The sequence below is a fragment of the Nitrospirota bacterium genome (genome assembly GCA_030684575.1).
In the GTDB taxonomy this organism is placed as follows: Bacteria; Nitrospirota; Nitrospiria; order Nitrospirales; family Nitrospiraceae; genus Palsa-1315.
The window spans coordinates 219,003-242,405 of sequence record JAUXVD010000021.1; the positions used below are offsets into that span (position 1 = coordinate 219,003).

A 23,403-nucleotide genomic window follows, 5' to 3' on the forward strand; every position below is an offset into this window, starting at 1 on the left:
AGGATATTATGACCACAGATACGACAACTGCCAAAAATGTGCTCGGCGTCTATCAGTCCGGATCAGCGCATATGGTCGGTGACGGCTTTCCGGTGCGTAATATGATTCCAGGCATGGGTACAGATGAGCAATTTTCTCCGTTCTTGCTCCTGGACTACATGGGGCCGAAGCAGTTTCCTCCGACCGACCGGCTACTCGGTGTGGGGGAACATCCACACCGGGGATTTGAGACGGTCACGATCATGTATCACGGCAAGGTTGCACATCGTGACTCGACCGGGAGCGGAGGGGTCATTGGCCCTGGCGATGTCCAATGGATGACCGCCGCCTCCGGCATCGTGCATGAGGAACTGCACGAGCAAGGCTTTGCCGCACAGGGAGGGATGCTGGAAGGTATTCAGCTATGGGTCAATTTGCCGAAGGCACACAAGATGTCGACGCCGCGGTATCAGACGCTGGTGAAGGATGACATTCCGACGGTGGAGCTTGGTGGAGGAGCGGGCCGGCTTCGCGTCATCGCCGGGGAGTTTCGCGGCGTCAAGGGTCCGGCCAGGACCTTCAGCCCTGTCTATCTGTACGATCTTCGTCTGACGGCAGGACACCACACCGAGCTCACGCTGCCAGAGGGATTCAACACGTCGGTGTTCGTGCTCAGCGGGCAAATCGTGATCAACGGGTCGCACAGGGCCAAGGATGCGGAGATTGCCCTGTTCGGAGACAGAGGCGAGCGAGTGGTGCTTGAAGCGACGGAGGATGCCACCTTGCTTGTGCTTAGCGGAGAGCCGATCCGGGAGCCGATCGCGCGCTATGGTCCGTTCGTCATGAATACTCAGGACGAGCTGGTCCAGGCTATGAACGATTACAAGGCCGGGAGGATGGGACATCTATCATGACCGATCGGGCGCTCACGATCGACATTTACTCCGACGTCGTCTGTCCCTGGTGTTTCATCGGGAAACGGCGGCTTGAACGGGCGTTGGATCAACTGAATGGCGCCGCACCGGCGAACATCACCTGGCGGCCCTTTCAGTTGAATCCGACGATGCCGGAGGGGGGTCTCGAACGCAGAGCCTATCTCGAAGCAAAGTTCGGTAGCTTGGATGCGTTTCGGCAGATGGAAGAGCATGTCCTCGCGGCAGGCGCTGAGGAGCATATTGCCTTTGCGTTCGAAAACATTGCGCGGACGCCCAATACCTTTCTGGCTCATCGGCTGATTTGGTATGCCGGGCAGCAGGGCCGACAGGACGCCGTAGTCGAATCGCTCTTCCGAGGCTATTTTGAGGAGGGTGCTGATATCGGCTCTATCCCTGTGCTCGTGGAATTGGGGGAGCGAGTGGGACTGGATGCGGGAAGCTTTCTCCGAAGTGATGAGGGAGTCTCGAAGGTGAAAGAGGAAGCAGCAGCGGGTCACAGACTCGGGATTCGCGCGGTCCCCTATTTCCTGCTGAACGGGACCTATGCGCTATCCGGCGCGCAGCCGACTGAGACGTTTGTGTCGGCGCTCAAAGCGGCTGGATCAGGAGCCTGACATGCAGAGATGGCACCCTCACCTGGTCGTAGTGCTGAGCCTGCTTATCGGCGCCACGACGATGTACGGCCAACCCATGAATAAGCAGGATACTCAGGAATTCATTCGCGCGGCGGACCGCAATGACACCGAAACGATAGATCGGTTGCTGAGGGAAGGCGTCTCGATCGATGTGAGGGATGGGCGGGGGCGAACGGCGTTGCTCGCCGCCACCAGCCGGAACCATGTGGAGAGTGCCAAGTTGCTGATCGCGGCCGGAGCCGATGTTAACGCGCAGGACAGCAAGCAGGATAGCCCCCTGCTCTTGTCCGGCGCGAGCGGCTTTGTCGAAATTCTCACGCTTGCAGTACAGGCTAAGCCGAATTTCAAACGGTATAACCGCTTTGGCGGTACGGCTCTGATTCCGGCATGTGAGCGTGGACATGTCGAGGCGGTCAAAGTCCTGCTCAAGACGGATATCGACATCGACCACGTCAATAAGTTGGGTTGGACGGCGCTCCTGGAAGCGATTATTCTGAGCGATGGCGGGCCGCGACACCAAGAGATCGTGAGAATGCTCGTAGCGGCCGGCGCGAAGGTGAATATTCCGGATCAAGACCATGTCACAGCGCTTCAACATGCCCGCCAGAAAGGCTATCGAGAGATCGTGGGTACGTTGGAAGCAGCGGGAGCTCGATAAGGGTTATGTGTGGGTGAGGAAATTTCATTTAGCCAAGGAGGAGTCGATGAAATATAAGCGTCTGCATCAGTGCCATGTACAGATGTACGCCCAGGGGTTGATCATGATCACGGCCTGTGTATTCGGATTATCCCCTGTCCTTGTCGCGGCGGAAGAATTGCCGCGAGAGGCGGTATTGCCGGCCGCTCTTGCTGTGACGGCGGTAAAGGCCGCCGTGGATCACTGTGCCAAAGACGGCTATCGGGTCAGCGCGGCGGTGGTCGATCGGGCAGGTCTATTGAGAGCGTTTCTACGAACCGATGGTGCCGGGCCCCATACCGTCGAGAGCAGCGAGAAGAAAGCCTATACGTCGGCGAGTATGCGAGGACCAACCGGCAATGTCGCCGAACTTATTGCCAAAACCCCGGCGGTTCAGGGGCTTCAGCAGATGAACGACAGAATCCTGTTTCTGGCCGGAGGTCTCCCGATCGAGATCGCGGGTGAAGTTGTCGGTGGAATCGGGGTCGGCGGGGCGCCGGGAGGCCATTTAGACGCGGCTTGTGCGCAAGCAGGTCTGGACAGCATCGGTGCCGCGCCGAAACTTCCAGCAACAAAATAACGACCCACGCTGAGGGTGGGACCGTCAACATTCCCGGTAAGTCGTAGGGTCGGGGGCTGAGCAGAGTCGGCACGTGACGGGAAGAGAAAGGCAGGTACGTGATGGCCGTTCAGGTCTATGGCTGTAACCATATTGTCATCGAAGTGACCGACGCCAAGAAGGCGGTGAAGTTCTATGCCGATGTCTTTGGATTGACGATGCTCACCGGTGGCGAAGGCGCCGCCTGGTGCAAGCTGGGCGAGCATCAATTCATGGCGATCTTTGAAGTAGAGACATTGCAACCGGATCGGGTGAAACATTTCGGTTTGATGGTCCGGGATGCCACGCAGATTAAAGAAGTCCGGCGCAAGTTGATGAGCAAATACAAGCTGGCGATGCGGCCGGGCTTTCGGTGCGACTTCCGCGATCCCTGGGGTAACCGTATCCAGGTCGGAGATCTCAGCGACGAATCTCTGGTCTGGCTCCTCCCCTATCAGGAAGTGCAGAAAGCCGGGATTACATTCAGGAGCAAACCTCGAACGAAGAAACGGTCATGAGTCAGACGAATCGATAACGGACGAACGGCACGATCGCCGACGAGCGCAACTCCTACGATACGGGCTCGAAGAAGTTACAATGAGAGACCCGGGAGATAACGGACCCATGGCGAACCAAGATTATTCGGCGGCGCAACTCGATCAGCTGTCTCGAGCCCTTCTGCTGCTGCACAAGACGCTATTGGATGGAGAGCGGGTGGCTTATGAGCGGGTGCATGGCCGGATCGCGTCAAACGGAGAATTTCTTCAGCTCCTGCTTGGACATGCCTGGTTCGCCTGGCTCCGTCAGCTCTCGCAATCGATGGCGCAACTTGACGAACTTGCTGGGTCGAAAGAGCCGGTAGCCCCCGGGACTATTCATGAACGGATCGCGTCGATGCGCGCCCTCTTGACGCCGTCGGAAACGGGCGAAGGATTCGGTCGGCATTATTACGACGCGATGCAGCGCGATCCGGACGTGGTCCTCGCGCATGCGGCCATCAAGGAGTTGTTACGATGAAAGCCCATTATCTCGGCCATGTGGTGTTCTATGTGAAAGAGCTTGCACGGTCCCTGGCGTTCTATCGGGACCTGCTCGGCTTCGAAGAAGTGGGTCGGGTCTTTAATGGAGCAGCAGCGGCGCTCACCTCCGGACGCACACATCACGAGCTGCTGTTGATCCAGGTCGGCGATGCGCCGGGGCCTCCGTCCGGAAGCCGTCGGGGGCTCTATCATATCGGCATCAAAGTTGGTGACAGCCTCGACGAGTTGCGCGAGGCGAAGCAGGAATTAGAACGGGCCGGCGTGACGATCGACGGGATGAGCGACCATACGGTGAGCCAGAGCCTCTATCTGCGCGATCCGGACGGGAACGAAGTGGAACTATACGTGGATGCCGATGAGTCGGTGTGGAAGAACAATCCGGCGGCCGTTGTGGCGCCGATCAAGCCGTTACAATTATAACCTAAGCAGGAGGAGTGAATATGGACAAGCCAATGATTGCAGCCAAACAGCCGGCCGTGTTGTCGTTGGATCCCGGCACCTACTATTGGTGTCAATGCGGTCGTTCCAAGACCCAACCCTTTTGCGACGGATCCCATACGGGCACCGAGTTTACACCGGTGGAGTTTACGACGACGGAGAAGAAGCAGGTTGCGCTCTGTCAGTGCAAGCAGACGAAGACCCCGCCGTTCTGCGACGGGACGCATAAATCGCTGTGATCGCTCAGGCCTGACAGGTCGGCGATGCGAGATTGCCCTGGGAGTGTCTTATGCCGGACGAACAATGGATGGAGCTCGGACAGGTTGACGAGCTGAAGATGAAAACGGTGCAGGAAGTCATGTGCGGTACGACGCCGATCGCCCTCACGTACAAGGACGGGTCGTTTGCCGCGGTTTCCGGCGTCTGTAATCATGTCGGTGGTCCGCTCGGTGGAGGGACCCTCGACGGCGAGTACCTGGTCTGTCCCTGGCATTACTGGAAGTTTCATCACCAAACCGGTCAAGGGGAACCGGGATATGAGCAGGATCAGGTCCCTGCCTATGCCACCAAGGTGGATCAGGGACGGCTCTATATCGACCTCTCGTCGGCGACGAAACGAAAGAAGCAGAAGCACCAGCCCCACCCGCTTGCCCGCCCGGTGGTGCGTCAGCCAGGGCCGATTCGCGTCGTGGGGATCGCGACGACGGCCATGACCCTGGAGCATCCACGGTACAGCACCTCCGATGCGATGCTGGAGGTGGCGTTGGACCATGCGCGGACCATGCTCGGGCTGGAGACGCAATGTATCAAGCTTCGCGAGCTGAACTTTCGCTCCTGCGAGGGCTTCTATTCCAAATCGGCTGAGGCCTGCACCTGGCCCTGCTCGATTACACAGATGGATCCGACCGACCAGATGGATCGGGTGTACGAGGCCATCGTCCATTGGGCCGATGTGATTCTCATTTCAACCCCGATTCGCTGGGGCAACGCCAGTAGCCTGTACTTCAAGATGGTCGAGCGGATGAACTGCATCCAAAATCAGGAGACCATCGCGAATAAACATTTGCTCAAAAACAAAGTGGCAGCATTTATCATCATGGGTGGCCAGGACAATGTCCAAGGCGTCGCCGGGCAACTCATGACATTTTTCGCCGAAGTTGGCTGCCAGTTTCCGCAGTTCCCGTTCATCGCCCATTCCCGGGGTTGGAGTGCCGAGGACATGGAGCGGAATGTCAAAGAGGTGCAGAACAGCCAGGAGCTTCGGAAAGGGGCGCAAGAACTCGTAGTGCGCGCTGCGGACATGGCGAAGCTCATGGTCGGCGGTGAGCTTCCTGAGCATCCGCTCGCCCGTGGCGGACGCAAGGCGCATCAACTGGATCGTGAGCCGACGGGGTAACAATCCTGAGACTCTCGCCTGGTATCGGGGTAGAGAAAGAGACCGGTAAAGAGGTACACTTGCGTTCTGCTTAATGGCCTAAACGGAAGGGTTATCGTGACGTTTTTACCGAGGCCGCTACATCTCGTATTGATATTTACGCTGCTGCCATTGGCTCTGTGGACTGGCTGTAAACAGGAAGCCGGTTCAATGCCGGCGCAACAACCGTCGCAGGTCGAAGTGATCACGGTGACTCGTCAGACGATCCCGGACGAACCGGAATTCATCGGACAAGCCGAGGCTTCGCGGCCGGTGGAGATTCGTTCGCAGGTGACCGGGCTCTTGAAGGCCCTGCTGTATCACGAAGGACGTGACGTCAAGAAGGGGGATCGCCTCTACCAGATCGATCCCGTGCCCTTCCAAGCCGCGGTGGCCATCGCCAAAGCCAAGATCGCCGAGGCTGAAGCGCGACTCGTGCAGGCGAAACAGGATCTCGCTCGTGTCAAACCGCTCCTGGCGGAGCAGGCGGTCAGCCAGAAAGACGTGGACGATGCCGTGGCTGGTAACCTGACCGCCAAGGCGCTGGTGCAGGGCGCGAAGGCCGAGTTGATCAAGGCGCAGTTCGATCTCGACAATACGCTCATCACCGCTCCTATCGCCGGTCTGATCGAACGGAGCCATTATTACGAAGGGCGCCTGGTCTCGGCGCAAACGGATTTACTGACGATCGTCTATCGCGTCGATCCCATGTATGTGGTGGTGAGTGTCCCGGAGACTTTCATTCTGAAACGGCGGCGGGACATCGAGTCAAAGAAAATTCACCATCCGGGGGTCTACCAACTCCGAGGCCAGCTCACGATGATGGATGGGACGGTCTATCCTCATGAAGGGGTCCTCGATCTCCTGGAGCCAGGTTTGCAAACGGAAACCGGTTCACGTCAAACCAGAATGACGTTTCCCAATCCGCAGCGTACCCTCCTGCCGGGGCAATTTGTGAAGGTGCGATTCACCGGCGACACGAAGACAGACGCGATCCTCATTCCTCAACGCGCCGTGTTGCAGGGTCCCCAGGGTCCCTTCGTCTATGTGGTCGGCCAGGACGAGAAGGTCCAGATTCGAGACGTCGCGGCGTCCGACTGGAAAGGGGACCAGTGGCTTATCGACAGCGGCCTCAATCAGGGCGATCGCGTCGTCGTGAACGGTCTGATGACGATCGGTCCCGGCGCGCCGGTGAAGGCCATTCCCTGGAGCGCAGGTGCGCCGGCCGCGGATCCAGGTCCCCTCACACCAAAACAAGGATAGCCTGTGACGTCTCACGTCTTCATCGACCGGCCGATTCTGGCCTCGGTGGTGTCCATCATCATTGTCGTGATGGGCCTGCTCGCGCTGCAGTTCCTGCCGGTGGCCCAGTTCCCTGAGATCACGCCGCCGGTCGTTCAGATTGACGCGGACTATCCCGGCGCCAGCGCCGAAGTTGCGGCCGAATCGGTCGCCAGGCCGATCGAGGTCACACTCCCCGGCATCGACAACCTCCTCTATTTCGACTCGACCAGCAGTAATGATGGACATGTGACCATCAAGCTGACGTTTGAGATCGGCACCGATCCGGACATCGCCCAGGTGCAAACCCAGAACCGTGAAAAGCTCGCGGAGCCGCAACTGCCGGCGGAAGTCATCCGGCAGGGTGTGTCGGTGAAGAAGGTGTCACCGGACCTCGTTGCGGTCATCGTGCTGAAGTCGACAGATCCTCGACACGATGCCATCTTTCTCTCTAACTACGCGACCCTCCGGCTGGTCGACGACCTGAAGCGGGTCAACGGCATCGGGGATGCGGTGGTGTTCGGTCAGCAAAATTACAGCATGCGGATCATTCTGAATCCACTGCACATGGCCAAGCTGGGCCTGATGCCGAACGACATCGCGGCGATCATCCGTGAGCAGAATCGCGATTATCCCTCCGGGACGATCGGGCGGGAGCCGGCGCCAAAGGGCACAGAGCTGACCATCCCGATCATCACGAAGGGCCGGCTGACCGATGTGAAGGACTTTGAGGAACTGATCGTACGCGCCCTGCCGGACGGCTCCCTCGTGCGCCTCAAGGACGTGGCGCGTATCGAGCTGGGCGCCCAGTCCTATGCCCTGGAAGGCCGATGGAACAGCACCCCCACGACTTTTATCCTGACGTTCCTGGCTCCCGGGGCGAATGCGCTCGATACGATCCGTCGCACACGCGCGCAGATGGATGAGCTGGCGAAAAACTTTCCCTCAGGCGTGTCCTACGACGTCCCCTATGACACGACGCGGTTTATCGAAGTGTCGATCACGGAAGTGATCAAGACCCTGGCCGAGGCCATGGTCCTGGTTGTGCTCGTCGTCTACATGTTTCTCCAAAGCTGGCGGGCCACCATCATCCCCACCGTGGCCGTGCCGGTCTCCTTGATCGGCACCTTCATCGGACTCTATGCGCTGGGGTTTTCGATCAACACCATCACGCTATTCGGGATGGTGCTCGCTATCGGGATCGTGGTGGACGATGCGATCGTGGTGGTGGAAAATGTTGAGCGCCACATGCGTGAATCGCGCCTGTCAGCCAAAGAGGCCGCCAAACGGGCGATGAGCGAAGTCACGTCGCCGATCATCGCCATCGTGTTGGTGTTGGTGGCGGTATTTGTGCCAGTCGGCTTCGTTGGGGGCATCACCGGAGCTCTGTACAAACAGTTTGCCGCCACGATTGCCATCTCGGTCACCGTGTCAGGGTTCGTCGCCCTCACCCTGAGCCCGGCGCTCTGTGCGATGGTCCTTGTCCCACAGCATGAACCGAGGGGCGGGTTCTGGGCCATCTTCGACCGGACGTTCGGTCGGACGCAGCGGGGTTATTCCAGGATTGTCGCGTCGTTTTTGGCGAGGCCCGTACTGGTCATGCTGGCCTTCGGGGTCCTTCTGGTCATTTCGACCGGGCTGTTCAAGGGGTTGCCGAAGAGCTTTCTCCCTGAAGAGGACCAGGGCTATTTCATCGTGGTGGCACAGCTCCCGGACGGCGCCTCGAAACAGCGGACCGACGCCGTGCTCGAACGGGTGGAGCGCTATTTTCAATCCAATCCGGCGGTCCATTCGACCGATGCCCTGTCCGGCCAAAACTTCGTCTTCGGCACCAGAGGGCCCAACTCGGCGACGATGTTCGTGCCGCTGGTCCTCTGGGATGAACGGCCTGAACCACAGAACCATGCGAAGGCGTTGGTCGGGGCGGCCTTTGGTGAGTTCGCAAAGATTCCTGAAGCGATGCTCCTGGCATTCAATGCGCCGGCGATTCGCGGCGTCGGGGCGGTCGGTGGATTCTCCGCGCAGTTGCAAGACCCCAGCAGCGGAGACTTTAAGAAGTTTGCGGCGGTTGCACAGCAGTTTGTCGAGCGGGCGCAGAAGGAGCCGGCCATTGGCCGGGTGGGGACGAATTTCCGTGTCTCTTCGCCACGGCTCTATGTCAATGTGAACCGGGAACGGGCGAAGGCCCTGGGGATACCGATTTCAGATATCTTCGATACCTTGCAGGCCTACTTCGGCAATTTCTATATCAACGACTTTATCAAGTTCGGTCGCGTGTACCATGTGCAGACTGAAGCTGAGGCGGAGTACCGGGCCACCCCCCAGGACATTTCGAAGATCTATGTGCGGGCTCAGACCGCCCAGGGCATCAACATGATTTCCCTCGATACCGTCGTGACGACGGAGTTTCAGAGCGGACCGGATCCGGTGAATCACTTTAATGGGTATAACACGGCCCTGGTGCTGGGTGCGGCTGCGCCTGGGTTCAGTTCCGGTCAGGCGCTTGAAGCGCTGGATCGCGTGGGCAAAGAGGTGCTCGTGCCGCAGGGCTACGCGATCGACTACAGCAACATCTCCTTTCAGGAGCGACGGGTCGGCGGCCAGTCCGGCGTGGTCTTTGCGGTGGGATTACTGATGGTGTTTCTGGTGTTGGCGGCACAGTTCGAAAGCTGGGTCGTGCCCTTCGCCGTGATTCTGGCCGTGCCCTTTGCGATCTTCGGCGCACTGATAGCCGTGTGGATTCGTGGCTTCGAGAACGATGTGTACTTCCAGATCGGACTCGTGACCTTGATCGGGCTTTCAGCGAAGAACGCGATTCTGATCGTGGAATTTGCCAATACCCGTTATGAGGCGGGCCAACCCTTGATCGAGGCGGCCTTGGAAGCCGCGAAGTTGCGGTTCCGTCCGATTATCATGACCTCGATGGCCTTCATCTTCGGGATGGTCCCGCTGGTCATCGCGAGGGGGGCCGGGGCCTCAAGCCGTCAGTCGATCGGGACCGGCGTTATGGGCGGGATGCTGGCCGCGACCGTGCTGGCTATTTTGTTTATACCGCTGTTTTATGTCGTGACCCGCCGGTTGACGCAGCGTCGTGTCGCCTCAGAGTCGGTGTCCGAGGGACCGCCGATGCCGCCATCGCAGGAGGAACAGGCGTAGCATGCGCAAGCCACTAGTGATCGGGCTCTCGTGTTTTTTCATGTCCTGCGCGATGGGACCGGATTACGAACGTCCCAAGACGGATATGGCTGAGAACTTTCGGATGGCCGACGCATCGCTGGACGCCCCGTCGATCGCGAATTTACCCTGGTGGGAACTTTTGCGTGATGAGCCGTTGCAACAGCTGATGCGTATTGCGCTGGAAGAAAACAAGGATCTCCAGCGCGCAGTCGCAGTGGTCGATGAATTCCAAGCCCGCGCGCTGATCGCGCGATCAGACTTCCTTCCCGGAGTCACCGTATCGGGGAATGCTCCGAGCTTCGGACGCAAGGCCACCTTTCTCTTTCCAGGTTTTGCCAACCCGTTTAACTATTATCTCCAGGGGAACCTGGCGTGGGAAATCGATCTCTGGGGTCGGGTGAGGCGATCGAACGAAGCGGCTCGCGCCGATCTCCTCTCGAAGGTAGAGAATCGACGCGCGGTGGTGTTGCAACTGGTGAGCGGAGTGGCTGAGAGCTATTTCAACCTGCTGCAGTTCGATATGCAGATGGATATTGCCAAGCGGACGTTGCAATCCTGGGAAGAGTCGGTTCGCATTGCGCAGGCCCGGCTGAAACAGGGCATGACGTCGCGCCTCGATACGGATCAGTTTGAAGCGGAACGAGCCAATGCCGCTGCTCGGATGGCAGAGCTCGAACGGCAAATGGTGCAGGCGGAAAACCAATTGAGCATATTGCTGGGGCGCAAACCATTTTCGATTCCCAGGGGCCGTGTGCTCACGGATCAGGTGATGCCGCCCGCCGTACCGGCCGGGCTGCCTTCTGAACTGTTGCAGCGGCGGCCGGACTTGCTGCAGGCTGAACAGCAGCTCGCTGCCGCAACGGCCCGTATCGGCGTGGCCAAAGCCGAGCGCTTTCCCAAGATTTCGCTCACGGGGTTGCTCGGTGTGGCCAGTCCGCAACTGTCCCAACTCTTTACCGATCCCGCTGCGTTTGGAGTAGCAGGGGTGGGACTGGCTGCACCGTTGTTGAACGGACAGGTCCTGGGGTTTCAGCAGGAAGCGGCGGAGGCGCAAGCCAGGCAGGCAGTTGCGCAGTATGAGCAGACGGTCTTGACCGCGTTTCGTGAAGTGGAGGATTCACTTGTGGCGGTGCGGACGGTGCGAGTGCAAATCGACGCGCAGCAACAACAAGTGACCGCGTTGCAGTCGGCGCTCAAGCTGGCCGAACTCCGGTATAAGGGTGGTTTGGCGAACTATCTGGACGTGCTTGTGGCGCGGCGGAATCTCTTCGAGGCGGAACTGTCTCTGACCGGCACGCGCCGTCTGCAGCTGGTCTCGGTGGTCCAACTCTACAAGGCTCTTGGCGGCGGCTGGTCTCCGGAGATGGCCCGATCGAAAGACGTGAGCAAAGGATAATAGGGCTATGGATAAACCGGCAGAGACGCAGTATCCCATCCACGACCTGTTGCGTCAGCGGTGGAGTCCCCGCGCCTTTGACAATCGGCCGGTCGAGCCGGAGAAGCTTCGCAGTCTGTTTGAAGCGGCTCGTTGGGCGCCGTCATCGAATAACGGACAGCCTTGGCGTTTTCTGGTTGCGACCAAAGAGCATACGACCGAGTACGAGCGATTGTTCAACTGCCTGGTTGAAGGTAATCAGAAATGGGCCTACCGCGCGCCGGTACTGATGTTATCCGTTGCGCAACTTCAGTTCGAGGACGGTTCGCCGAATGCCCATGCGCTGCATGATACGGGTATGGCAGCAGAGAACCTCGTGCTGCAGGGTACGGCGTTAGGGCTGGTCGCCCATCAGATGGCGGGCTTTCGAAGCGATCAGGCAAGAGCAGACTGTCATATTCCAGAGGGCTATGTGCCGGTGGCCATGATCGCGGTCGGGTATCCGGGGGATCCTGCCGTGTTGTCGGATCGCCTGCGGGCAAGGGAAGTGCAGCCAAGAGTCCGGAAGCCCCTCACAGAGTTGGTGTACTCGGCAACCTGGGAACAGCCCTCGCCTCTTCTCTGACAGGGGGGGGTAGGTCGAGAGGCTCTTCGAGGATCGAGTCGAAACAGGGTATCCACCAAATCGTAGAGTAGGCAGTGAGTCTTTATCGACTCGCTCGGCTCGCGTATTGTTCTGGTTTCAATGAGTAGTCGCAGAGAGATATCGGGTACTCAGCAGGGTAAAGGAGATAACATGGCTTCACTCAGTGGAAAGGTGGCGATCGTGACCGGATCGTCCAGCGGAATTGGGCGGGCGATTGCGGAGCGTTTGGCCGAAGAGGGCGCGATTGTGGTGGTGAATTACGGGACCAGTACCGAAAAAGCGCAACAGGTCGTCACGGGCATTCAGGCCAAGGGCGGGAAAGCCGTTGCGGTGCAATCCGACATGAGCCAGGTGGCGGAGGCGCGCCGGCTTGTGAGCGACACGGTGAAGCAGTTCGGGCGGCTGGATATTCTTGTGAATAATGCCGGGAAGTTTATGCCAAAACCCCTCATGGACACGACCGAAGCCGACTTTGATCAGGTGATCGGCTTAAACGCCAAGGGCCCTTATTTCGCGATGCAGGAAGCGGCTAAGACCCTTAAAGAGGGGGGTCGCATCGTGAACATTTCCACCGATGGAACCCATTTGAGTTTTCCCGGCGCGACGGCTTATCTTGGCAGCAAGGGTGCGCTGGAACAATATACGAAGGGGCTGGCGCAGGAACTCGCTTCACGTGGGATTACGGTGAATACTGTGTCGCCAGGGTTTACGGAGACAGGCATGATGACAGAGCCGCTTCGCCAGGTCGGTATCCAGATGTCGCCGTTGAAGCGGCTCGGTACACCCAAAGACATCGCCGATGTGGTGGCGTTCGTCGTCAGCGAGGAGGCCCGTTGGTTGACGGGCCAGAATATTCATGCCGGCGGCGGCATTGTGATGTAGGAGGAACGTGATGGGACGGCAGAATATTTCCACTGGTGGCCCTTGGGAAGCGAAGATCGGCTATTCACGGGCCGTACGTGTTGGTGCCTCGATCTCCGTCTCCGGCTCGACGGCGATGACCTCTTCCGGCCTGGTCGGCAAGGGGGATCCCTATGCTCAAACGATTCAGACCTTCAAAACGATCGAAGCGGCGCTCCAGCAGGCAGGCGCCTCGCTCGCCGATGTCGTGCGGACGCGCATCTATATGGCGAACATTGATCAATGGCAGGAGGTGGGCCGCGCGCACGGTGAAGTGTTCGGGACTATCAGGCCTGCGACGACGATGGTGGAGGTGAAGCGTTTGATCGATCCGGACATGCTGGTTGAAATTGAAGCCGATGCCATCCTTAGTCAAGGCTAGCGCTTGTTCGACGAGTGGATAGGATCGCATGACCGGGCATTGTCCTGAGACGAAGTTTCTGGCGAGGGTCGATCCGGTGATGCGGCGGTTGATCTGCGAGGTGGGGCCCTTCACGCTAAGGCCCCGAGTGCGTCGATCGCCGTTTGAGTCCTTGGCACGAGCGATTGCGAACCAACAACTGCACGAGAAAGCGGCGGATAGTATTTTGCGCCGCTTCGTCGCGCTGTTTCCGGCCCGGCGTTTTCCTCAACCGGCCGATCTCCTCGCGATGGACGAGCAGGCGATTCGAGGCGCTGGATTTTCACAGGCCAAGGTGGCGGCGCTTCGCGACTTGGCGGCGAAGACGCTCGATGGCACTGTGCCACCCGGTCGTGTCATCAAAGGGCTTGAGGACGATGCGATCGTCGAGCGGCTCGTGGCGGTGCGCGGCGTCGGACGTTGGACGGTCGAAATGCTGCTGATCTTCCAACTGGGCCGTCCCGATGTCCTGCCGGTCGACGACTTCGGTGTGCGTAACGGGTTCCGCATCGCCTACGGTTGGCCCGCGATGCCGACGCCCAATCAAGTGTTACGATACGGAGAGCGCTGGAGACCCTATCGCACGGCGGCGGCTTGGTATCTCTGGCGCGCGGCCGATCGCGCGAAGGAATCAGGATGCTGAAAAAGTCCGCCAGCGGCCTTGCCGGATGGATTTTTTGAGCATCCTGCGAGCCCAGACTGAGTTTTTCCGCTTCCTGTAGGTTTCGACATAGAGGTTGTGGCATGGCCGATCAGAAGAAACGACTGGATTCCAATATCGCGGGGAATTTCTATGTCGATGCGACCTGTATCAACTGCGACACCTGCCGCCAATTAGCTCCGATGAGCTTTGAGGAAGTCGGCGATTTCTCGGCGGTCACCAGCCAGCCAGCCGATCAAGCGCCTCTCCATCAGGCCTATCAAGCGCTCCTCGCCTGCCCTGTTGGCTCGATCGGGACCGAGCAGAGCGACAAGTCTCTGCTGCAGGACGCGATGGCCAGTTTCCCGATCCATCTGGATGGCGGTGTCTACTACTGTGGTTTCAACTCAGAGAAATCGTTCGGTGCGAACAGCTTCTTCGTCGAACATCCGGACGGCAACTGGCTCATCGATTCGCCACGGTATGTCAATCATCTCGTCGAGGCCTTCGAACGAAAGGGCGGCATCGCCCGCATCTTTCTTACGCATAAAGACGATGTGGCCGATGCAGAGAAGTACGCGGCACATTTCGGGGCGAAGCGGATGATTCATCGGGGGGATCTCGAAGCGGTTCCTGATGCGGAATGGATCATTGAGGGAGCCGACAACGTCGAGGTCTCGCCTGAATTTCTGATTATTCCTGTGCCGGGCCATACGGCGGGCAGCATCGCCCTACTCTATAAGAATCGGTTTCTCTTTACGGGGGATCATCTCTGGTGGGACTCTGAGCAGCAGATGCTCGGCGCTCCAAGCCGACTGGTGTGGAGGAAGCACGTGTTGGTGGATTCAATCAGGAAACTTCTCGACTATCATTTCGAATGGGTTTTGGCCGGGCATGGGGATCGGACGCGGTTGCCGGCTGATGAGATGCGCGCGAAGTTGCAGGCGTTGGTCGAGCGTCGCCAACCCACCAGGATGCCGTCCTAGCGATGTTTACGAAACTGGCCCAGTGGGTCGATCGCAACATTCTTTCCCTCGGTCGTGACATGCGGCTCTCGTACCTGCCTCCGCTCATGGTCTACATGGCCTACGGGATCTCGGGACTCACCGGCATTGTCGGCACGTTCTTCGTCAAAGACTACCTGGGTCTTTCGGCTTCGTTCCTTGCCGCGCTGGGTTTCTGGGCCGGCATTCCCTGGGCGTTGAAGATGCCCATTGGACATACGGTCGATCTGTTATGGCGCTGGAAAGGCTGGCTAGTGGGACTTGGAGCCGGGCTGTTGGCCGTCAGTCTGGCCATTATGGCGGCATTGATCGGTGCTCGCGAGGCAATGACCGCTCTCCTGCCCGCCGAGGTCTGGTTTGTAATGAGCGCACTCCTCGCTCCTCTCGGATATGTGATCCAGGATGCGGTGGCGGATGCGATGACGGTCGAAGCCGTTCCTCGTGTGGATGAGCGAGGGCAGCCGTTCGATGAGCCGACGAGGAAGCTCATGCATACGACGATGCAGACGCTTGGCCGCGTGGCCATTGTCGGCGGCGGGATCCTGGTGGCGATGGTCAACGTCTATGTCTTTACCGGGACTGAAGGGCTTCCACAGGCAGAGATCGTATGGCTGTATAAGCAGGTCTACCTCATGGCGCTTGTCATCCCTTTCGTCTCCGTTCTTGGGCTTGGGGTCGCCTGGTGGCTGCAGCGGCAGCATCGGCAACAGCTTGTTCAGCAAGGCTTCTCGCGTGAGCAGGCCCGGCACATGGTCGATGCACGGGAATCGTCCGGCGAACCGACCAAACCGAATTGGTATATTCTTGGTGGAAGCTTCGGGTTTGTCCTGTTCACTCTGACGGTCGGTTTTGGCGGCTTCTCCTATAGCGAAGAGATTGTGTTTGCCGGCTCGATGGCCATTGTCCTGTTCTTGATGGCCCGACTGGTGCGGGAGTTAGAGCCTGACAAACGATTTACCTTGGTCGGGACAGCCGTCGTGATTTTTATCTTTCGCGCCATTCCTGGGACCGGTCCAGGGACGACTTGGTGGATGATCGATCAGCTGAAGTTCGATCAGCAGTTCCTCTCCATCCTCTCGCTGATCGGCAGCACCTTGACCTTGGGCGGGATGTTCGTCTTCCGCCGCTTCATGGCTGAGCGGTCGATCGCCTATGTGGTGGGGTTTCTCACGGTGATCGGTACCGTACTGACCATCCCGGTGGTGAGCATGTTCTATGGTTTGCACGAATGGACCGCGAGTATGACCGGAGGCGTGGTCGATGCCCGATTCATTGCGCTGATCGATACGGCGTTGGAATCGCCCCTCGGCCAGATTTCCATGATTCCGATGCTCGCCTGGATTGCGAACAGTGCCCCCGCGAACCTGAAAGCGACCTTCTTCGCCGTGATGGCATCGTTTACGAACCTTGCCCTTTCGCTAAGTCAGCTGGGCACCAAATACATGAACGAAATCTATGTGGTCACGCGGGAAGTCCGTGACCAGGCCTCCGGCGCTATTCAAATTCCAGCCGACTACAGCCAACTCGGCTCGCTTCTCATCGTGCAGGTCATTCTGGGCCTCGCCCTTCCCTTCGCCGCCATCATGTTTGCCAAGGTGACCCGCTTTAAAAGCGCTTAGCAGGATGTTGAAAAGCGCTGCCGCCTGCGTTCTCGCATCGTTCAGATCTTCAACCTACCCCAGAGGATACGCCGCTGGTCTTCACTCGCTGCGGCCTTGTCGAACGATGCTTTTGACGATCCTGCGTTTCTGGAACATGGAGGGTCATTCCCCGTCGCCGTCTATGTCAGAGTTGTAGAGTTCTGTGATGGGGTGCCCTTCAGGACTGCTTTGCTCCAACAGAGGAATATTGGCAACGTCCTGGTATCCCCTTGACCTGTGCTGTATGATGAGCATCTGTGTAAAATGCGAATGGCTGACGGCGTATAGCCGATGGCCGAGTCAGAGATCTTGAGGATGTTCAAAAATGGTTTCTGGCAAGGCCGCAGTGAGCGAAGGGGCGAGTCGTACTGTTTCTGTACGTCGAGCCTCGGAGCGAAGCGAGAACGCAGCCAGAAGCCTTTTTGAACATCCGACCGAAAGGGGGCGACCGGAATCGACGGGGATACTAAGGTCAGCGGTGCATGTCGAGCTCTCGGGGTCTCGTAAATCCTCCGGGAAAATGTAACTGCAAACCAAGAATTTGCACTCGCAGCTTAAATAACTGCGACGTTCCTCCACCTGAGGCCCGCGGGGGTGGTCGGAGCGCGATACAGCGGGCTGGTCCAAAGCTGGTGCTCAGCGGCTGAGGACGAGACAATACTGGGCTAGCGGCCAGTCTAAGCTAGCCGGTGGGCGTGGGTGGCTGCGAAATTAAAACGATCGGCTAAACATGTAGATCCGTTGTGCTGAAGGTCTTCGGACCCGGGTTCAACTCCCGGCGCCTCCACCATGCCAAGCTCGCTCGACCCGGAGCCACGATGATGGTTCCGGGCGACGGGATCGGCCTCAGTGTAGATGCGCGGTAACTCCGCTCTCCTCCCTGCTACCCGCTCTTCATGGTCCTATTGAGATTGATGGCTGCCGATAAACTTCGGCTAGCCGCGTTTCATTCTCCCTGATGTCGCTTCCCCAGCTGTATGGTCCTGCATGCATATTCTTTTCATTATCATCTTCGATTCTTGAGGAAATCTGGTCTCCTCCCTGGATTTGTCCTCGCATTTTTCGGTACCCTGAACGGGTGACGGTCGGTCTCGGGTGACGGACTGTTTTTTCGATTAGGAGAATGTGAGCTGAGAGGATCTGGATGCGACAGATTGGCTTGATGGTCCTTTTGATACTTGGCGCGCTGGCAGGCTCGATATCCGCGACGATTGTGTTGGCGACCGAACCTGTCGCTCCCACGAGTGAAACGGCTCCCGTTACGGTTCCCACGGTACCACCGTCCCCGTCCCCCGCGCCCTTATCCGCGCCGCTCCCTCCAAAACCACAGGTCCATGAAAGTGACACGAAGCATCCTGCCAAGGCTCCGATCCCTGGTGCTCCGATCGAGGGCGCAGGAAAAGAGGTGTCTCCGGCGAAGCCCGAGCCAGGTGTAGGGACGGCACCGGTTCCGCCAAAGCCCCGCGCACCGGAGGGCGACGCGAAACCTCCAGTCAAGTCGCAGCATCCGGCTAATGGATCAGGTGCTTCGAAATCAGCCAGCGCGCCTCAGCCCCCTGCTGAGCTCACGGGAAAAGATGGGGCTCCGATGGTGCTGGTTCCCGCCGGTGAATTTACGATGGGAAGCGACAAGGGCGATGACGATGAGCAGCCGATCCATCGCGTGTTTCTCGTCAGTTTTTATATCGACAAATTCGAGGTCACCAATACCAGATTTGCCAAGTTCGTTGAAGCGATTCAGAGTGAACCGCCTTGGGGTTTCGCGGATAAGGAGACGCCCGTCGTCCATCCGGATCGGCCGGTTCGATGGGTCAACTGGATGGACGCGATGGGTTACTGTCTATGGGCCGGGAAGCGGTTGCCGACTGAAGCGGAATGGGAGAAAGCTGCTCGGGGCACTGATGAAAGGGTCTATCCATGGGGGAACGACCCGCCGACTACGGCTCATGCGGTGTTTGGCTTGAAGGAAGGTGTCGATACGGTCTCACCGGTAGGCAACCGAGACAAGGGAAGAAGCCCGTACGGTGTGCATGACATGGCCGGCAACCTGTATGAATGGACGATGGATTGGTACGATGAAAAATTCTACTCAAAAATACCCGCGATTAACCCACGCGGCCCAGCAGAGGGGACGGTGAAGGTGCAGAGAGGGGGATCGTACACCAATACCCCGTACCGGCTGCGTTCGACATTCCGGACCAAGGGCGATCCTACGGAGCATGAATTCAACGTGGGATTTCGCTGCGCCCAGGACCTGCCGAATCTACCGTAGTGATTGCCAGCCCTCCGGGCTCAGTGTCTGGCTTCCAACAACAGATTGAATGGCGTCGCGTGGCACGGCGGAATCTCCTGATCCCGCCTTTCCTGACCACATCTTGCAACCGCGCCTCCCCTGTTTGGGCGCCGAGGGCTGAGCCATTGTATGCCAGGGACACGGGGACGCAGATCATCGTTGAGGCGGCATAGAAGACTCTGCCCACTGGATTCAGCTTATCTTCCACACGGTCATTAGCGAGGGGCTTCACAATCATCCACGTGCCATCCGGTGCGAGCATCTTCTTCACATGTTTCGCGGCGCCGATTTCGCTATGGCTTTGTAGGGACCGAGCTTGTTCCCCAGGAGCACCATGTTGTCGCTCAGCGCGGCGCCGATGTCGCCGACTGCCTTGCCCGTGAACGCATTTAGCTTGTCAGGATTGACCGCCAAGATGCACCTCCTTGTGGAGTCATTTGGCGCATTCTTTGCCACTTACTCGTGGCTGTCAAGCTGGAGCGAAGGGAGTAGAATGTCACCTTGAGTTGGAGTTCGAAAAGGCAACGGAGGTTTCGCGTATGAAAGAGTATCGCGTCAAACCCGGCTCACGACTGAGCTTGGATAAGTGTGATCCCGACGATACAGGTACGTACAAGAAAACGGATCAGAGTAAAGAGAAGGCGAAGGCCGTCACGGCTCAGTTGACCGGTAGGATTGAGGAGCTGCAGGAGCGCCTCTATGCCAATGGCGACCGGTCGGTGCTCATTGTATTGCAGGGGATGGATACCAGCGGTAAGGATGGGACGATCAGGAGCGTGATGGCCGGTGTGAACCCACAGGGTTGTCGGGTTGTCTCCTTCAAAACCCCGACTTCGGAGGAGTTGAGTCATGATTTTCTGTGGCGCGTGCACCAAAAGGCGCCGTCCAACGGGCAGATTGGCATCTTCAACCGCTCGCATTATGAGGACGTGCTCATCACCCGTGTTCATGGGTGGGTTTCGGACAAGGTGGTGAAACAACGATTCAAGCAGATTAAGGAATTCGAAGAATTGCTCGTTGGGAATGGGACGACCATTCTCAAGTTCTTTCTGCACATCTCGAAGGAAGAACAGAAAGAACGATTGGAGGAGCGCATTCACGATCCGGAGAAGCGCTGGAAGTTCAACGAGGGAGATCTCGAAGAACGTAAACTGTGGAAGGAATACATGATCGCATTTGAGGACATGATGGCCGCCACAAGCACTAGCCATGCGCCCTGGTACATCGTCCCTGCCAATCGCAAATGGTATCGAAATCTCGTGGTCGCTGATCGTGTTGTAGACGCGTTGGAACACTTGAAACTGAAGACACCGCCTGCTCCCGTGGGGATCAATTTTGAGACGTTGAAGATTGTGTAACGAGTCAATGGTCGCCGGAGGTGCGGGGACGTCGCCTGCAGAGCCTGTCAGCTGATATTCCTGTGGCCCACCAAGCAGTTCGGTCTGAGAGGGTGAAAGACCTGTCGACCTGGTTAATGCGTTCCCAAACTGGCCTTCCCTGGTGGCCACTGTGACGCGGACATCCTCTTGAGCCCATCTACGAACGGAATGGAATATTCTCGCTACGGCCTCTATCTTCCCCCACAGATTCATGGCATCTGTTGCTCCAAGACCTAGGCCTGCTGGGTATGTTTTATGCTGCACGCGCTATTGCTGTGAAAAGTTACTTCCCCCATTGACACGAATTTCTAATGGGCGTAAGACGAAACTACGGCCCATTCATTCACTCGACCAAGGGGAACGGGACAGGGCGCGCGGCTGTTAACGGGTTCCCCGCCAACTTTCTCAAGAGAGGAGGGTAGCGATGGATGACCTCACTCCACCTGACCACATAGGCCCCCCGACTCGAGGGCGGGTTTCTGATTGATCGTGTTAGCCGGTTCTCCACTGGCTGTGCCGTAACGGCACCAAAGACCAATAGGTTATTAGCCTGACTCCATCATGGAGAACTTGAGCTGGCGCGAGGAACGCAAGTGCCGGGGATGCAGGTATGTTCCCCTGATCAGATGCCCGATGTTCTCGTTATCGCGCGGGTTCCAGTTTTTGCTGGACCGAGACAATTACACAGCTGAACAGGCGTCCTAAGCGCCATAGACCGGGCGACCTCCTACCTAGTGCAGGGTCGCCCGGTCCATTTTTATCAGGTTGTTGAAAAAGTCTGCCAGCATCGTTCCCTGCCTTCGCCGAAGCGGCTTCGCGCAGGCAAGTCGTATCGTTCAGATCCTCAACGGCGGCCCGGCGGCCTCACCACTCGTCTGCGCACATAGGCATGGTGCTCCGTATTCGTCGTACCGTACACCGGAGAGGGTACGCCTCCGGCCTGCACTTGCTGTGGACTTGCTGGACAGCTTTTTGAATAGCCTGCTGCTTTTCCCGTGGTGGGTTAGCCCGGTCGGATTGAGATGGAACTTTTACGGGCTTGGTCAGGACTCATGCTGGTGGTGATTATGAGCCCTCCGCCAGTAGTAATAGAACGGAAGGCCGCTCAGGACGGTGGCAGCGCCGTAGAGCGATTCTGCTGGTCGTTCGAGCATGCTGGATATGACTAGGGCTACAGCACCACAGACGAGCGTGATCGGGAGAAATGGATAGAGTGGCGCCTGGTACTGCGGGATCTTTACGGGACGTGCTCGACGAAGACGAAAGATTGAGGAGAGGGTCAAGGCCATGAAAAACGAGAGTACGAGGCCACTGTAGACGAGGAGTTGTTCGAATGTTCCACTCACAATAAGGAGCGAGGCCCAGAGGCTTTGAAAGATGATTGCCCGAGCCGGTACCTCGGTGCGGGGCTGGAGCTTGGCAAGCCAGGGTGTAATCATGCCGTCCTGTGCCATGGCCCAATAGACACGGGGCCCTGCCCAGGTCATGGCGCTGACAGCTCCAGCAATGGCGAGGCAGAGAATGGCGGCGACTATTTGTCCGCTCTGGGGTCCCCACAAGGCTGCCGCGGCCTTTTCCGCGACCGGCACAATAGGTTCTTGAGCCAACTCCGCGATCGAGAGCGCCGACAGGTAGACGATATTCAACAGGAGATAGATCATGCCGACGAAGGCGGTGCCCCCGATCATGATCTTGGGCAAGGTCCGTTGGGGGTCAACGATGTCGTTGGCAATGTAGCCCGCCACGTTCCAGCCGAGATAGCAGTAGGTCACGATGACCAGCGCGATGGCAGCAGCTCCAAACGTCGGCTGTCGCAAGGCGGGCCTCTCGAGTAGGCCTATTCCTTGGTCTGCCATCGCCCATAACCCGCCGAGGATCAATCCCCCAATGGCGACGACTTTTGTGGTGGTGAGCAAGAGCTGTACGCGGCCGCCGGTTCCCACGCCTTGGCAATGCAGGAAGGTCGCCACCCAGAGTAGCGTGAGCGACAGGCCCTTTGCTAGCCACCCCTGCTCATCCACGATCGGTATCACTCTCAATGCATAGGACGAAAAGCTGATAGCCGAGGCTGCAACTGCGGCCCCGAAGCCGATCGTAAAGGAGGTCCATCCACTGAGAAATGCCACCAACGGCCCATAGGCCTCTCGCAGGTAGACGTAATCCCCGCCGGCATGTGGGAGGCGCGACCCCAGTTCGCCATAGATCATCGCGCCGCCGACGGCGAATACTGCTCCCATGAACCACAAGAGGAGAATCAGCATTGGATCGCCGAGATCCCGAGCCATGATGCCGGTCGTTGTGAAGATGCCACCCCCGACGATATTGCTGATGAGGACGCAGGCCGCCGTGAACCAACCAATTTTTCGCATAGAGGATTTCTGTCCTGGTTCCTTATTCGAAGGGTGGTTCATGGCAACTTGTACCATTGTTCTCTAGCACGGTGAGCGATGCCTGGGAAGCAAGCCCATAGAGCCTCCTGGTCTCCGGTTTTCCCCACCTTGCCCTTCTGGTCGAGGCCCCTTTAGAATACCGTGTTTAGAGTGAATAACTTGGGGAATGGATTCTCGCACGGAGGTGGTGTTATGGGTCTTGCCGACAACAAATGCATCCCCTGCCGCGGTGGTGTGCCGCCGGTCTCGGCGGATCGTGCGCAGGCTTTGCTGAAAGAACTCGGGCGGGGCTGGTCGCTGAACCAGTCCGGCCATCTTGAACGATTGTATACATTCAGTGATTTTGCCCAGGCATTGGCCTACGTGAATAAAGTGAGTGCGGTTGCTGAAGCCGAGGGTCATCATCCGGATCTCTATCTCGCCTGGGGCAAGTGCAAGGTCGAGATCTGGACGCATAAGATCAATGGCTTGACTGAGAGCGATTTCTTTATGGCCGCCAAAGCCGATCGCGAATTTGAACCGTTTCGCACGACCGTCAGTTAACCAAATCTTACTTGGTTGCG

23 protein-coding genes, 1 other RNA gene and 1 pseudogene are annotated in these 23,403 nt (G+C 58.2%); 22 read left to right on the plus strand and 3 right to left on the minus strand.

Annotated features, from left to right (window positions below):
- The first annotated feature begins 8 nt into the window (after positions 1-8).
- From Q8N00_16305 to Q8N00_16400, 20 genes are all read left to right on the plus strand, one after another.
- Positions 9-893 carry a pirin family protein gene (locus Q8N00_16305; GenBank protein MDP2384355.1) on the plus strand — a complete coding sequence of 295 codons (885 nt, stop codon included), beginning with the start codon at positions 9-11 and terminating at the stop codon, positions 891-893.
- On the plus strand, positions 890-1,528 hold the full coding sequence (locus Q8N00_16310; protein MDP2384356.1) for a DsbA family oxidoreductase: 639 nt from the start codon (positions 890-892) through the stop codon (positions 1,526-1,528). The genes Q8N00_16305 and Q8N00_16310 overlap by 4 nt, the downstream gene beginning before the upstream one ends.
- 1 nt (position 1,529) lies before the next feature.
- A complete protein-coding gene (locus tag Q8N00_16315) occupies positions 1,530-2,207 on the plus strand; it encodes an ankyrin repeat domain-containing protein (protein ID MDP2384357.1) in 678 nt (225 codons plus the stop codon).
- A gap of 103 nt (positions 2,208-2,310) precedes the next feature.
- Complete coding sequence (locus Q8N00_16320) at positions 2,311-2,805, plus strand: heme-binding protein (GenBank protein ID MDP2384358.1); 495 nt, start codon at positions 2,311-2,313, stop codon at positions 2,803-2,805.
- 101 nt (positions 2,806-2,906) lie between these two features.
- Positions 2,907-3,341 (plus strand): VOC family protein, encoded by a 435-nt coding sequence (locus tag Q8N00_16325; GenBank protein MDP2384359.1) that lies wholly within the window; start codon positions 2,907-2,909, stop codon positions 3,339-3,341.
- A gap of 106 nt (positions 3,342-3,447) precedes the next feature.
- Positions 3,448-3,840 carry a hypothetical protein gene (locus tag Q8N00_16330; GenBank protein ID MDP2384360.1) on the plus strand — a complete coding sequence of 131 codons (393 nt, stop codon included), beginning with the start codon at positions 3,448-3,450 and terminating at the stop codon, positions 3,838-3,840.
- Positions 3,837-4,283 carry a VOC family protein gene (locus Q8N00_16335; GenBank protein MDP2384361.1) on the plus strand — a complete coding sequence of 149 codons (447 nt, stop codon included), beginning with the start codon at positions 3,837-3,839 and terminating at the stop codon, positions 4,281-4,283. Before Q8N00_16330 ends, Q8N00_16335 begins: the two co-directional genes overlap by 4 nt.
- A gap of 20 nt (positions 4,284-4,303) precedes the next feature.
- On the plus strand, positions 4,304-4,540 hold the full coding sequence (locus Q8N00_16340; GenBank protein ID MDP2384362.1) for a CDGSH iron-sulfur domain-containing protein: 237 nt from the start codon (positions 4,304-4,306) through the stop codon (positions 4,538-4,540).
- Between the two features lie 50 nt (positions 4,541-4,590).
- Positions 4,591-5,697, plus strand: coding sequence for an NAD(P)H-dependent oxidoreductase (locus tag Q8N00_16345; GenBank protein ID MDP2384363.1), 1,107 nt, complete (start codon positions 4,591-4,593; stop codon positions 5,695-5,697).
- A gap of 189 nt (positions 5,698-5,886) precedes the next feature.
- The gene (locus Q8N00_16350) at positions 5,887-6,978 is read left to right on the plus strand and encodes an efflux RND transporter periplasmic adaptor subunit (protein MDP2384364.1); all 1,092 of its coding nucleotides are present in this window, start codon (positions 5,887-5,889) and stop codon (positions 6,976-6,978) included.
- A gap of 3 nt (positions 6,979-6,981) precedes the next feature.
- A complete protein-coding gene (locus Q8N00_16355; protein MDP2384365.1) occupies positions 6,982-10,152 on the plus strand; it encodes a multidrug efflux RND transporter permease subunit in 3,171 nt (1,056 codons plus the stop codon).
- Position 10,153: 1 nt separating this feature from the next.
- Positions 10,154-11,569 carry an efflux transporter outer membrane subunit gene (locus Q8N00_16360; GenBank protein ID MDP2384366.1) on the plus strand — a complete coding sequence of 472 codons (1,416 nt, stop codon included), beginning with the start codon at positions 10,154-10,156 and terminating at the stop codon, positions 11,567-11,569.
- A 7-nt stretch (positions 11,570-11,576) separates the two neighbouring features.
- On the plus strand, positions 11,577-12,173 hold the full coding sequence (locus tag Q8N00_16365) for a nitroreductase family protein (protein ID MDP2384367.1): 597 nt from the start codon (positions 11,577-11,579) through the stop codon (positions 12,171-12,173).
- Positions 12,174-12,344: 171 nt separating this feature from the next.
- Complete coding sequence (locus tag Q8N00_16370) at positions 12,345-13,076, plus strand: glucose 1-dehydrogenase (GenBank protein MDP2384368.1); 732 nt, start codon at positions 12,345-12,347, stop codon at positions 13,074-13,076.
- 10 nt (positions 13,077-13,086) lie between these two features.
- Positions 13,087-13,476, plus strand: coding sequence for a RidA family protein (locus tag Q8N00_16375; protein MDP2384369.1), 390 nt, complete (start codon positions 13,087-13,089; stop codon positions 13,474-13,476).
- Between the two features lie 28 nt (positions 13,477-13,504).
- Positions 13,505-14,137 (plus strand): DNA-3-methyladenine glycosylase 2 family protein, encoded by a 633-nt coding sequence (locus tag Q8N00_16380; GenBank protein ID MDP2384370.1) that lies wholly within the window; start codon positions 13,505-13,507, stop codon positions 14,135-14,137.
- A gap of 101 nt (positions 14,138-14,238) precedes the next feature.
- Positions 14,239-15,120, plus strand: coding sequence for an MBL fold metallo-hydrolase (locus Q8N00_16385; GenBank protein MDP2384371.1), 882 nt, complete (start codon positions 14,239-14,241; stop codon positions 15,118-15,120).
- Between the two features lie 2 nt (positions 15,121-15,122).
- Positions 15,123-16,757: a hypothetical protein gene (locus tag Q8N00_16390; GenBank protein ID MDP2384372.1), complete on the plus strand. Its 1,635-nt coding sequence runs from the start codon at positions 15,123-15,125 to the stop codon at positions 16,755-16,757.
- A gap of 461 nt (positions 16,758-17,218) precedes the next feature.
- Positions 17,219-17,568, plus strand: a transfer-messenger RNA (tmRNA) gene (ssrA, locus tag Q8N00_16395).
- A gap of 354 nt (positions 17,569-17,922) precedes the next feature.
- Positions 17,923-19,050 (plus strand): SUMF1/EgtB/PvdO family nonheme iron enzyme, encoded by a 1,128-nt coding sequence (locus tag Q8N00_16400; protein MDP2384373.1) that lies wholly within the window; start codon positions 17,923-17,925, stop codon positions 19,048-19,050.
- Between the two features lie 20 nt (positions 19,051-19,070).
- Here Q8N00_16400 and Q8N00_16405 read toward each other — a convergent pair.
- A pseudogene (locus Q8N00_16405) lies at positions 19,071-19,360 on the minus strand (SAM-dependent methyltransferase).
- Positions 19,339-19,485, minus strand: a complete 147-nt coding sequence (locus tag Q8N00_16410; protein MDP2384374.1) for a hypothetical protein — start codon at positions 19,483-19,485, stop codon at positions 19,339-19,341. The pseudogene Q8N00_16405 and the gene Q8N00_16410 overlap by 22 nt, the downstream one beginning before the upstream one ends.
- Positions 19,486-19,610: 125 nt before the next feature.
- Between Q8N00_16410 and Q8N00_16415 the strand changes: the two genes are divergently transcribed.
- Positions 19,611-20,429: a polyphosphate kinase 2 family protein gene (locus Q8N00_16415; protein ID MDP2384375.1), complete on the plus strand. Its 819-nt coding sequence runs from the start codon at positions 19,611-19,613 to the stop codon at positions 20,427-20,429.
- A gap of 1,064 nt (positions 20,430-21,493) precedes the next feature.
- On the opposite strand, the gene Q8N00_16420 is transcribed toward Q8N00_16415, so the two are convergent.
- Entirely contained in the window at positions 21,494-22,819 is a 1,326-nt protein-coding gene (locus tag Q8N00_16420) for an amino acid permease (GenBank protein MDP2384376.1), read from the minus strand.
- A gap of 213 nt (positions 22,820-23,032) precedes the next feature.
- Here Q8N00_16420 and Q8N00_16425 point away from each other — a divergent pair, with 213 nt between their 5' ends.
- Complete coding sequence (locus Q8N00_16425) at positions 23,033-23,383, plus strand: 4a-hydroxytetrahydrobiopterin dehydratase (GenBank protein ID MDP2384377.1); 351 nt, start codon at positions 23,033-23,035, stop codon at positions 23,381-23,383.
- Positions 23,384-23,403: the final 20 nt, after the last annotated feature.

Bases quoted from the DNA above. Each gene is read 5' to 3' on its own strand.
- Q8N00_16305 (MDP2384355.1), top strand. From the start codon at position 9: ATGACCACAGATACGACAACTGCCAAAAATGTGCTCGGCGTCTATCAG.
- Q8N00_16310 (MDP2384356.1), top strand. From the start codon at position 890: ATGACCGATCGGGCGCTCACGATCGACATTTACTCCGACGTCGTCTGT.
- Q8N00_16315 (MDP2384357.1), top strand. From the start codon at position 1,530: ATGCAGAGATGGCACCCTCACCTGGTCGTAGTGCTGAGCCTGCTTATC.
- Q8N00_16320 (MDP2384358.1), top strand. From the start codon at position 2,311: ATGATCACGGCCTGTGTATTCGGATTATCCCCTGTCCTTGTCGCGGCG.
- Q8N00_16325 (MDP2384359.1), top strand. From the start codon at position 2,907: ATGGCCGTTCAGGTCTATGGCTGTAACCATATTGTCATCGAAGTGACC.
- Q8N00_16330 (MDP2384360.1), top strand. From the start codon at position 3,448: ATGGCGAACCAAGATTATTCGGCGGCGCAACTCGATCAGCTGTCTCGA.
- Q8N00_16335 (MDP2384361.1), top strand. From the start codon at position 3,837: ATGAAAGCCCATTATCTCGGCCATGTGGTGTTCTATGTGAAAGAGCTT.
- Q8N00_16340 (MDP2384362.1), top strand. From the start codon at position 4,304: ATGGACAAGCCAATGATTGCAGCCAAACAGCCGGCCGTGTTGTCGTTG.
- Q8N00_16345 (MDP2384363.1), top strand. From the start codon at position 4,591: ATGCCGGACGAACAATGGATGGAGCTCGGACAGGTTGACGAGCTGAAG.
- Q8N00_16350 (MDP2384364.1), top strand. From the start codon at position 5,887: ATGCCGGCGCAACAACCGTCGCAGGTCGAAGTGATCACGGTGACTCGT.
- Q8N00_16360 (MDP2384366.1), top strand. From the start codon at position 10,154: ATGCGCAAGCCACTAGTGATCGGGCTCTCGTGTTTTTTCATGTCCTGC.
- Q8N00_16365 (MDP2384367.1), top strand. From the start codon at position 11,577: ATGGATAAACCGGCAGAGACGCAGTATCCCATCCACGACCTGTTGCGT.
- Q8N00_16370 (MDP2384368.1), top strand. From the start codon at position 12,345: ATGGCTTCACTCAGTGGAAAGGTGGCGATCGTGACCGGATCGTCCAGC.
- Q8N00_16375 (MDP2384369.1), top strand. From the start codon at position 13,087: ATGGGACGGCAGAATATTTCCACTGGTGGCCCTTGGGAAGCGAAGATC.
- Q8N00_16380 (MDP2384370.1), top strand. From the start codon at position 13,505: ATGACCGGGCATTGTCCTGAGACGAAGTTTCTGGCGAGGGTCGATCCG.
- Q8N00_16385 (MDP2384371.1), top strand. From the start codon at position 14,239: ATGGCCGATCAGAAGAAACGACTGGATTCCAATATCGCGGGGAATTTC.
- Q8N00_16390 (MDP2384372.1), top strand. From the start codon at position 15,123: ATGTTTACGAAACTGGCCCAGTGGGTCGATCGCAACATTCTTTCCCTC.
- Q8N00_16400 (MDP2384373.1), top strand. From the start codon at position 17,923: ATGCGACAGATTGGCTTGATGGTCCTTTTGATACTTGGCGCGCTGGCA.
- Q8N00_16415 (MDP2384375.1), top strand. From the start codon at position 19,611: ATGAAAGAGTATCGCGTCAAACCCGGCTCACGACTGAGCTTGGATAAG.
- Q8N00_16420 (MDP2384376.1), bottom strand. From the start codon at position 22,819: ATGCGAAAAATTGGTTGGTTCACGGCGGCCTGCGTCCTCATCAGCAAT.
- Q8N00_16425 (MDP2384377.1), top strand. From the start codon at position 23,033: ATGGGTCTTGCCGACAACAAATGCATCCCCTGCCGCGGTGGTGTGCCG.